This is a genomic window from Roseiarcus sp., assembly GCF_049514155.1.
GTDB lineage: Bacteria > Pseudomonadota > Alphaproteobacteria > Rhizobiales > Beijerinckiaceae > Roseiarcus.
In genome coordinates, this window is sequence record NZ_JBEKVH010000144.1 from 1 (window position 1) to 9545 (window position 9545).

10 protein-coding genes are annotated in these 9545 nt (G+C 70.2%); 5 read left to right on the plus strand and 5 right to left on the minus strand.

Going from position 1 to position 9545, the window contains the following annotated elements; all coding sequences use genetic code 11:
- The 4 genes from ABSF49_RS17100 to ABSF49_RS17115 all read left to right on the plus strand — a co-directional run.
- On the plus strand, positions 1–762 hold a 762-nt coding region (locus ABSF49_RS17100), incomplete at its 5' end, for a TraB/GumN family protein (protein ID WP_424113857.1).
- Between the two features lie 46 nt (positions 763–808).
- Positions 809–1342 carry a GNAT family N-acetyltransferase gene (locus ABSF49_RS17105; RefSeq protein WP_424113858.1) on the plus strand — a complete coding sequence of 178 codons (534 nt, stop codon included), beginning with the start codon at positions 809–811 and terminating at the stop codon, positions 1340–1342.
- Between the two features lie 222 nt (positions 1343–1564).
- On the plus strand, positions 1565–1867 hold the full coding sequence (locus tag ABSF49_RS17110; protein ID WP_424113859.1) for a hypothetical protein: 303 nt from the start codon (positions 1565–1567) through the stop codon (positions 1865–1867).
- Between the two features lie 69 nt (positions 1868–1936).
- Positions 1937–2908, plus strand: a complete 972-nt coding sequence (locus ABSF49_RS17115; protein ID WP_424113865.1) for an MvdC/MvdD family ATP grasp protein — start codon at positions 1937–1939, stop codon at positions 2906–2908.
- A 113-nt stretch (positions 2909–3021) separates the two neighbouring features.
- Here the strand turns inward: ABSF49_RS17115 and ABSF49_RS17120 are convergent, their stop codons facing one another.
- The 4 genes from ABSF49_RS17120 to ABSF49_RS17135 form a co-directional block, all read right to left on the minus strand.
- Positions 3022–5394 carry an aldehyde dehydrogenase family protein gene (locus ABSF49_RS17120; protein ID WP_424113860.1) on the minus strand — a complete coding sequence of 791 codons (2373 nt, stop codon included), beginning with the start codon at positions 5392–5394 and terminating at the stop codon, positions 3022–3024.
- A gap of 176 nt (positions 5395–5570) precedes the next feature.
- On the minus strand, positions 5571–6569 hold the full coding sequence (gene deoC, locus ABSF49_RS17125) for a deoxyribose-phosphate aldolase (RefSeq protein ID WP_424113861.1): 999 nt from the start codon (positions 6567–6569) through the stop codon (positions 5571–5573).
- Between the two features lie 72 nt (positions 6570–6641).
- Entirely contained in the window at positions 6642–7475 is an 834-nt protein-coding gene (dapF, locus tag ABSF49_RS17130) for a diaminopimelate epimerase (protein WP_424113866.1), read from the minus strand.
- A gap of 47 nt (positions 7476–7522) precedes the next feature.
- Positions 7523–8056, minus strand: coding sequence for a DUF721 domain-containing protein (locus ABSF49_RS17135; protein ID WP_424113862.1), 534 nt, complete (start codon positions 8054–8056; stop codon positions 7523–7525).
- Between the two features lie 60 nt (positions 8057–8116).
- Between ABSF49_RS17135 and ABSF49_RS17140 the strand changes: the two genes are divergently transcribed.
- Positions 8117–9163 carry an A/G-specific adenine glycosylase gene (locus ABSF49_RS17140; protein WP_424113863.1) on the plus strand — a complete coding sequence of 349 codons (1047 nt, stop codon included), beginning with the start codon at positions 8117–8119 and terminating at the stop codon, positions 9161–9163.
- A gap of 34 nt (positions 9164–9197) precedes the next feature.
- Here the strand turns inward: ABSF49_RS17140 and ABSF49_RS17145 are convergent.
- Positions 9198–9545, minus strand: a 348-nt coding sequence (locus tag ABSF49_RS17145; RefSeq protein ID WP_424113864.1) for a sugar transferase, incomplete at its 5' end; no start/stop codon positions are given.

Genomic DNA, 9545 nt, shown 5'->3' on the forward strand with positions numbered 1-9545 from the left:
GACGAAAGCGCGGCGGCGATCGCGCGTCGCGCCGCCGCGGTCGCATCGAAGGCGACGGTCGTCGCCACCGAGCTCGGCGGTCCGTTCGACGCGGTCGATCGCGGCGCGCTCGCCGCCAAGCTGCTCGCCGCGGCGATCGATCGCGACGCGGACACGTTCCAGCCCGATCTCGCCGGCGCCGCCGGCGCGTCGGTGGAGGCGCTGCTCGCCGCCCACGGCGTGCCGAAGGAACTCGCGCATCATCTCAAGCTGTGGTTCCTCGCGGCGAGCGTCGAGGCGCCGTTGTGCGAGCAGGCGCGCGAACAGGCGGCGCTGCCCGAGGTCGACGAGATCGTCGCCGAGGCGGGCGCGGCGGCGAAGATTCCGGTCGTCGGGCTGGAGAGCGCCGACGAGCAACTGGCGGCGCTCGCCAGCGCGCCGCCGGCGCTGTCGGCCGCGCTGCTGACGACGTCGGCCCGCCTGCCCGAGCTCGACGACGACGCCTACGCGACCATGGTGCGCCTCTATCGCGACGGCCATCCGGCCGAGATGATCGCCGTTGTCGACGCGCTGCCCGAGCTGACGGCGGAAGAGCGCGCCGCCGAGCGAAAGTTCGACGATCTGCTGCTTGTCGGCCGCAACGCGACGATGGCCGAGCGCGCCGCGCCGCTGCTGGCCAAGGGCGGCGCCTTCGTCGCCGTCGGCGCGCTGCATCTACCCGGCAAGGGCGGCCTGATCGCGCGCTTCCGCGCGCTGGGCTACCGCGTCGTGAACGTCTGGTGATTTGTAGGCGCGGGCGCCGACCGCGCCCTTCGTCAGGAGCCTCAGCGTGCCTGAATTCGCGATCAAACCATTGACCGCTTCGCCGCAGACGCTCGACGCGCTCGCCGACATCCTGGTCGAGACGGTGGCGGCGGGCGGCTCCGTCCACTTCCTGCATCCGCTGGCGCATGCCGACGCGCGCGGCTTCTGGGCGAAGGCGCTCGCGGCGGCGGCGCGCGGCGAGCGCATCGTGCTCGGCGCCTACGACGGGGAGAGGCTGATCTCGACCGTGTCGCTGTTGCTCGACACGCCGCCCAACCAGCAGCACCGCGCCGAGATCGGCAAGATGATGACCCACCCGAACCATCGCGGCCGCGGCGCGGCGGCGGCGCTGCTCGCCGAAGCCGAGCGCATCGCGGTCGAGAGGGGCCGCAGGCTCATCAACCTCGACACCGCCGCCGACGACGGCGCCTCGGGCCTCTACGAGAAGACGGGCTACGTCTTCGCCGGCTCGATCCCCGACTTCGCCTTCAAGCCCCACGGCGGCCTGACGGCGACGAAGATTTATTGGAAGCGGATCGGCGCCGCCGCGAACGAATAGGGCTGGGCAAGAGGACGGACGCCGCAGATTCCGGGGGTTTTCCGTCAACTGCCGCGGGGATCGAAGAGTGGACGATCGACGCCGCGATTGGGCTCGGGACGCCGGACTTCCCAGCGAGCTTTGGCGGGGCCGACACACTTTGACAGCAGGGCGCCTGCAGCCTAGGCTTTTTTAAAGCCAATCAGAAGAGTTCGGTTGCGTGATCCACGGGGGAGAAAGCACATGAAACTCACAATTGGAACGTGCCGCGTAATCGCCCGGCGTATTCTCGGCGTCGCCGGCGTGGCGGCGGCGGGCGCCGGACTGGCGTCGGTCGCGGGCGGCCAAGTCTTTGCGCACCAGTTCCTCCAAGATATGGCGCCGGGGCCAAATGTTGGAATGGTGTATGACCCGCAGCTGCAACTGATGGTCAAGCCGGGGACCGTCGATCCGGTGTTTGGCTCGAAGTCGTTTCAGGTGGCGAGTTCCGCCGTGACCCAAGGATCCGGACCGAACGGCCAAGGCCCACACGCCGACGCCGACTAACGCCGCCGTCGGCGCCCATTGCGGCCGCGCCGGTTGCGAACCGGCGCGCGTCGCGACGATTTGGTCGCGGTGTCGAGGCGTGCCGCGCGCATGAAGACGATTCTGCTCATCACCGAACAATTTGATCCGACCGCAGATCATTTGATTCAAGTTTTACGTCGGCGCGGATGTCCAGCGCTGCGATGGAATCTTGACCGATATCCGCAGGACTCGACGCTGACCTATCGCGCCGCGGCAGACGCGTTAGGCGGCTCGATCGCCACCGAGGGCCGTATCGCGCCATTCGATCTGATCGGCAGCGTCTGGTATCGCGCCTCGCATTGCCGCGGCTTTCCGCCCGGTCTCAAGCCGCAAGAGCGCGAGTTCGCCGCGCGCGAGGCCGAAAGCGCGCTGAATTCCTTGCCGCTGGTGACCGACTGGCGTTGGATGAACGAGCCGCGCCGTCATCGCGACGCCGCATGGAAGCCCGCCCAGCTCGCCGCCGCGCGCCGGCTGAAGCTGGCCATTCCACGCACGGTGATCACCAATGATCCCGGCGTCGTCACGGCTTTCCGCGAAGAAAGCGGCGGCGCGATCATCTTCAAGACGCTGTCCCAGACGCTCGATCTCGAACCAGGCAAGGCGGCCTTCACCGCCCTCGTGACGGAGGAGGCGTTATCGTCGCTCAGCCTGATCCGGCATGCGCCTGGAATATTCCAGGAGCTCGTCGCCAAGGATTACGAGGTTCGGTTGACCGTTGTCGGGGACAGGATGTTCGCTGCGAAAGTTCTGTCGCAGCGGAATGAACGGACAAAGCTCGACTGGCGAATCGCAGCCCACGAAATAAAATACGAACCCATCGAGTTGCCCGCCGATATTCGCGACAAAGTGAGCGGCTTCATGGCCGAGGCCGGGCTGATCTACAGCTGCATCGATTTCATCGTCACGCCCGAAGGCCGTTACGTCTTCTTGGAAAGCAACCCCCGTGGTCAGTATCTGTGGATCGAGCATTACACCGGCATGCCGATCACCGAGGCCATCGCCGACGCGCTGATGACGTGACCTTCGTCTGTTTCTGGCGATGGCTCGGCGCTCGCGCCGAGCGTCTTCTCAGGCGAGGGGGCGCGCTTCAACGCACCTTGGCGCCTGGAAATGACGGCGGAGCGGAGGCGGCCTCACTCCCCGTAGGGCGTCCAGATGTTCTTCACTTGCGTCGCGCGGCGCAGGTAGTCGCGGCCCTGCTCGTCGGCCCAGTCGCGCGGCGGCAGGCGCGTCCAGGTCGCCTTGAGGTTGGCGGCCGAAGCGGCCTCGATCGCTTTGGAAAGCTCGCGCGGGCCGACGCACCACAGCGCGTCGACGCCGTCGTGTTCGGCGAGCGTCTTGGCCAGCGCCGCCGCCTCGCCGGTGACAATGTTGACCACGCCGGCCGGCGCGTCGGAGGTGTCGAGCAGCGAATAGAAGTCGGTCGCGCTGAGCGGATGCGAAGCCGAGGGGACGACGACCACGGCATTGCCCATCGCGATCGCCGGCAGGACGAGCGAGACGAAGCCGATCAGCGGCGCCTCGTCGGGGCAGACGATTCCCATCACGCCCCACGGCTCGTTCATCGCCAGGGTGACGAAGCGCGTCTTGGTCGCGTGCACCGCGCCGTCGAATTTGTCGGCGAAGCCGGCGTAGTAGAACGCGCGCCGCACGGCGGTCTCGACCTCGGCGCGCGCCTCGCGCGCTCCCGCTCCGGTCTGGGCGCCGAGCCGCGCGGCGAACTCCTCGCTGCGCGATTCGAGGTTCTCGGCGAGGTAATAGAGCACCTGGGCGCGGTTGTGGGCGGTCGCCGCGCCCCAGCTCGAAGCCTTCGCCGCCGCCTCGACCGCGTTGCGGATGTCCTTGCGATTCCCCAACCCCGCGAGGCCGACGACCTTGCCTTCCGGATCGAGCACGGAATAGCAAGAACCGGAATCGGGCCGCGCCTGCTTGCCGCCGATATAGAGCTTGGCGGTGCGGTCGATCGAATCGCCGTCGGGCGCCGGCGCGCGGCCGGGCAGCGCGTTTAGGGGCGCCTTGACCGCCTTGGCCGACTTCGTCGCCGCCGCCGGCGCTTCGAGGTATTCGGCCAATCCTTCGCGCCCGCCCTCGCGGCCGAAGCCGCTCTCGCGATAGCCGCCGAACCCGGAGGCGGCGTCGAACAGGTTGGTCGAATTGATCCACACCACGCCGGCCTTGATCTTCGCGGCGACTTCGAACGCGCGATTGACGTTCTCGGTCCACACCGAGGCGGCGAGGCCGTAGCGGGTGTTGTTGGCGAGCGCGACCGCCTCGTCGGGCGTGCGGAAGGTCATCGCCGCCAGCACCGGCCCGAAGATCTCCTCGCGCGCCAGGATCGAGGCCGGCTCGACTTCGGTGACCAGCGTCGGCGGATAGAAACAGCCGCGCTCGGGCAGCGGCCCGGGCGCGCGCCACACCTTCGCGCCCTCGCGTTCGCCCGCCTCGACCAGGCGCTTGATCCGTTCGAGTTGGACCGGCGCGACGATCGCGCCGACGTCGATCGACTTGTCGAGCGGGTCGCCGATTCTCAGCGTCTCCATCCGCGCCCGCAGCTTGGCGTACATCCGCTCGGCGATCGATTCGGCGACCAGCAGCCGCGAGCCGGCGCAGCACACCTGGCCCTGGTTGAACCAGATCGCGTCGACGACGCCCTCGACCGCGCTGTCGAGATCGGAATCCTCGAAGACGACGAACGGCGACTTGCCGCCGAGCTCGAGCGACAGCTTCTTGCCCGTGCCGGCGGTCGCCTGACGGATCGCCCGGCCGACCTCGGTCGAGCCGGTGAAGGCGATCTTGTCGACGTCGTCGCTTTCGACCAGCGCCGCGCCGGTCGCGCCGTCGCCGGTGACGATGTTGACGACGCCGGGCGGCAGCCCGACCTCGACGCAAATCTCGGCGAAGGCGAGCGCGGTCAGCGGCGTGAACTCCGCCGGCTTCAGCACGACGGTGTTTCCTGCGGCGAGCGCCGGCGCGATCTTCCACGCCAGCATCAGCAGCGGGAAGTTCCACGGAATGATCTGGCCGCAGACGCCGACCGGTCGATGGCCGGGAAACTCGTCGGCGATCAGCGAGGCCCAGCCGGCGTGGTGATAGAAATGGCGCGCGACCAGCGGCACGTCGACGTCGCGCGATTCGCGGATCGGCTTGCCGTTGTCGAGGCTCTCCAGCACGGCGAGCAGCCGCTCGCGCTTCTGGATATGGCGAGCGAGCGCGTAGAGCCAGCGCGCGCGCGCGTCGCCGCTCAAAGCCGACCAGGATTTCAGCGCCTTGCGCGCCGCCGCGACCGCCGCCGCGACGTCGGCTTCCGTCCCCTGGCTGACGCGGGCGATGCGCTCGCCGCGCGCCGGATTGAAGACGTCGAACAATTGCCCGGGCGGCGTGAACGCGCCGGCGATGAAATGGCCGAAGCCTGCGCTGTGCGCGGCGAGCCAGGCGCGCGCGTGCTCGTCGCTTTCGGGCGCGAGGCCGTAGTCCATGGTGCGCAGAATGTCTCTCACTGCCGTCATCGCGCGCTCTCCAAAGCCCACAATCCCCAACCGCCGTCATGGCCGGGCTTGACCCGGCCATCCACGACCTGGAGCTCGCAGAATTCGCGGCCTTGCGATCGCGGACAGAAAGACGTGGATGGCCGGGTCAGGCCCGGCCATGACCGGGCGAGTTCGGAACGCTTCATCGCTCGTCCTCACGCCATCGCGTGGCGGTGTGTCGCGGAATAGCGTCCGGTCGCGTAGTGGCTGAGCTGGCGTTCGATGTCGCCGAGCAGCGAGCTCGCGCCGATGCGGAAGAGGTCGTTCTTCATCCACGCCAGGCCCAGCTCTTCCTTCATCAGGATCAGCCAGGTCAGCGCGTCCTTGGCGGTGCGCAGGCCGCCGGCCGGCTTGAAGCCGATCTCGAAGCCGGTCAGGTCGCGGTAGTCGCGCAGCGCCCTGAGCATCACCAGGCTGACCGGCAGCGTCGCGTTGACGTCCTCCTTGCCGGTCGAGGTCTTGATGAAGTCGGCGCCGGCCTGCATCGCCGCCATGCTGGCGGAATAGACGTTGCGCAGGGTCTTGAGGTCGCCGGTGGCGAGGATGGTCTTGAGATGCGCCGGCCCGCAGGCTTCGCGCATCGCCTGCACTTCGTCGTAGAGCGCGTTCCAGTCGCGGTTGAGCACGTGGGCGCGGGTGATGACGATGTCGATCTCGTCCGCCCCCTGGCCGACCGCGAATTCGATCTCGGCGAGCCGCATCTTCAGCGGCGTCAGGCCGGCGGGAAAGGCGGCGGCGACGGAAGCGACCGGAATGCCGGAGCCTTCGAGCGCCCGGACCGCCGGCTCGACCATCGTCGGATAGACGCAGACCGCGCCGACCGTCGGCGGGTCGTCGGCGAGGCCGAGCGCGGCGACGAGGTCGTCGTCGAGCGGCCGGCGCGCCTTGGCGCACAGGCGGCGCACGCGGCCCGGCGTGTCGTCGCCGGCAAGCGTCGTCAGGTCGAGGCAAGTCAGCGCGCGCACCAGCCACGCCGCCTGGTGGTCCTTCTTGACCGAGCGGCGGCCGGACAGACTCGCGGTGCGCCGCTCGACCGCGCTGGCGTTGACGGCGACCGACTCGAACCACGCCGGTTCGAGCGCGACGCCGGGGTTGCGCAGACGATTGTGACCCGCCGCGGCGCTCGGCGATGCGATCTGGCCCGCCTGGTTCACTTCATCCTCCCGCCCGCGCCGCGCACGGCTGCGCGTTTGCTAACATTCCGTCGCGGCGCCATCAAACCCGCGTCACGTCGTCGCCGGCGCGAACATTTCCGCGTCAAGCGTGATCTCCCGCTCGAATTCGACGGGGCCGGTCATCAGCACGTGATCGTCCCTCTCGCGCCATTCGATCGTCAGCGCGCCGCCCGGCAGTTCGATGCGCGCCGCGCGGCCTGTGAGGCCGAGCCGCGAGGCGGCGACCAGCGTCGCGCAGGCGGCCGAGCCGCAGCCGAGCGTGATTCCGACGCCGCGTTCCCACACGCGCAGCTTGATCAGGTCAGGCGCGAGAACTTCCGCGAAGGAGACATTCGCCTTCTCGGGAAACAACGGGTGGGTTTCGAATCGCGGCCCGACCGTCTCGAGCGGGATCGCCACGACGTCGGCGACCCAGAAAATCGCGTGCGGGTTGCCCATGTTGACGACGCTCGCCAGGCCATAGTCGGGCAGGCCGGGCAGCTTCAGCGAGACGGCGCGCTCGTCGAAGACCGGCTTCGCCAGCGGGATTTCGTCCCAGGCGAGGCGCGGGCTACCCATGTCGACGCGATAGGTCCATTCGTCGAGGCGCTCGCAGGCGATGATTCCGGCCGCGGTCTCGATGGCGAACGCGTGCGCGCCGCTGATGCGCGCCAGCCGGTCGGCGACGCAACGCGTGCCGTTGCCGCAGGCGCCCGCCTCGCCGCCGTCGTTGTTGTAGATGCGCACGAAGGCTTCGGTCCCGGGGCGGAGCGGATCGGAGAGGACCATCAACTGGTCGTAGTCGAGCCCCGGCGCGCGATGGATGGCGCGCGCTTCGGCCGGCGTCGGCAGCGCCGCGGTCCCGCGCAGGTCGAGGGTGAGGATCTTGTTGCCGACGCCGTTCATCCGCGTCACGCGGCGTCCGGCGAGCGGGCTCGAGGCGATTGAATCCGTCAGAGCGGTTCGCGCCTTCGGCGGCGCGCCTCCTTGTCGATGGCGCGCGCGCCGAGTTGCGCCAGCGCGATCCGCAATTCGTCGTCGGCGATCGGCGCGGCCAGCGCTGCAGCGCGCTGGCGCGCCGCTTCGCTCGGCGCCGGGGGGGCGCGATGCGGCTGACGGGTCGGAGCGAGCGGCCCTTGGCGGATCGCGACCCGGCCGACGCAGCGCCAGCCGAGATGAGCATTGACGCGCTGGACGATGATCGCGGCCGCGTGCTGGGCTTCGAGCGCGAACGCCGGATCGACCCGCAGCACCAGCGTCGCCGGCGCGACCGAACTCGGGTCCTGGCGCGCGCCGCGCGGCGGCCATTGGATCTGCGCCGGCTGGGCGTAGCGCGCGACGTCGGCGCCGACGATGTCGGGCCAGTCGGCGATCAGACTCATCTGGCCGAGCCCGCGCGCTGCGAGCGTCGGCGCGACGATGCCGGCGAGCAGCGACCCGACCTGCGCCGGTTGCGCGCGCGGCTTGCCGATCGCCGGTTTCTTCATCGCGCCGCCGCCGCTAGTCTGTCAGCCATGGACGCCAGTCTAGCCCCTCGCCGCGCGGCTTTGAAGCAGCCGTCGCTCGCCCGCCGCCTGCTCGCCTGGTGGGACGTCCATCGCCGCGACCTGCCGTGGCGCGCCGCGCCGGGCGAGACGCCCGATCCCTATCGCGTCTGGCTGTCGGAAATCCTGCTGCAGCAGACGACCGCCGCCGCCGTCGCCCCCTATTACGCGCGCTTCCTCGCGCGCTGGCCGCGGGTCGAGGCGCTCGCCGCCGCCTCGCTCGACGAGGTGATCGAGACCTTCGCCGGGCTCGGCTATTACGCGCGGGCGCGCAACCTCCACGCCTGCGCCCAGGAGATTGCCCGGCGCGGCGGCCGGTTCCCCGCCGGCGAGGCGGCTTTACGGGCGCTGCCAGGCGTCGGCGCCTACACCGCGGCGGCGGTGGCGGCGATCGCCTTCGGCGAAAGGGCGGCCGCGGTCGACGGCAATGTCGCGCGCATCATGGCCCGGCTCGCCGCGCTGCCGACGCCGTGGCCGCAGGCGCGTGCGGCGATCGCCGCCGCGACGGCGGCGCTCGTCCCCGCCGACCGGCCGGGCGACTTCGCCCAGGCGCTGATGGACCTCGGCGCGACGGTCTGCCGGCCGCGCAATCCCGACTGCGCCGCCTGCCCGCTAAATGCCGATTGCGCGGCGGCGCTCGCCGACGAGCCCGAATCCTATCCGCGCCGCGCCGCCGCCAGGGCGCGGCCGGTCCGCTTCGGCGCGGCCTATTTCGCGTTTCGCCGCGACGGCGCGTTCCTCGCCCGCCGTCGCCCGCCCAAGGGCCTGCTCGGCGCGACGCTCGAACTCCCGGGGCCGGCATGGCGGACGGCCGAAGACGGCGGCGCGAGCGCGGCGGCGCCGTTCGCGGCGCGCTGGCGGCGCCTGCCGGGCGAAGTCGAACAGGTCTTCACCCATTTCACGCTGCGGCTCGCCGTCTATGTCGCGGAGGTCGACGCGGCGCCGGACGAAGCGGGCGCGCTGTTCTGGGTCGCGGGGAGCGACGCCGACAGCGCCGGCTTTTCCAGCGTCATGCTGAAGGCGATCGCCCACGCGAAAGCCGCATTGTAGACGCGCTTGATGAGCGCGTTCGGCGCGCCGCCGCTCAATAGGCCTTCTTGTCGCCGAGCAGGCCGAACGCCGTCGCCAGCACGATCTTGAGGTCGAGCCACAGCGACCAATGGTCGACGTAGTAGAGGTCGTGCTCGACGCGTCCCTGGATGTCCTCGTCGCTGCGGATCTCGCCGCGCAGGCCGTTGACCTGGGCCCAGCCGGTGATGCCGGGCTTGACGTTGTGGCGGCGCGCGTAGCGGGCGATGCGCTCGACGTAGAGCTGGTCGTGCGCCATCGCCTGCGGCCGCGGCCCGACGATCGACATGTCGCCGGCGACGACGTTGAGAAGCTGCGGCAGCTCGTCGGCGCTGGTGCGCCTGAGCAACGCGCCGATGCGGGT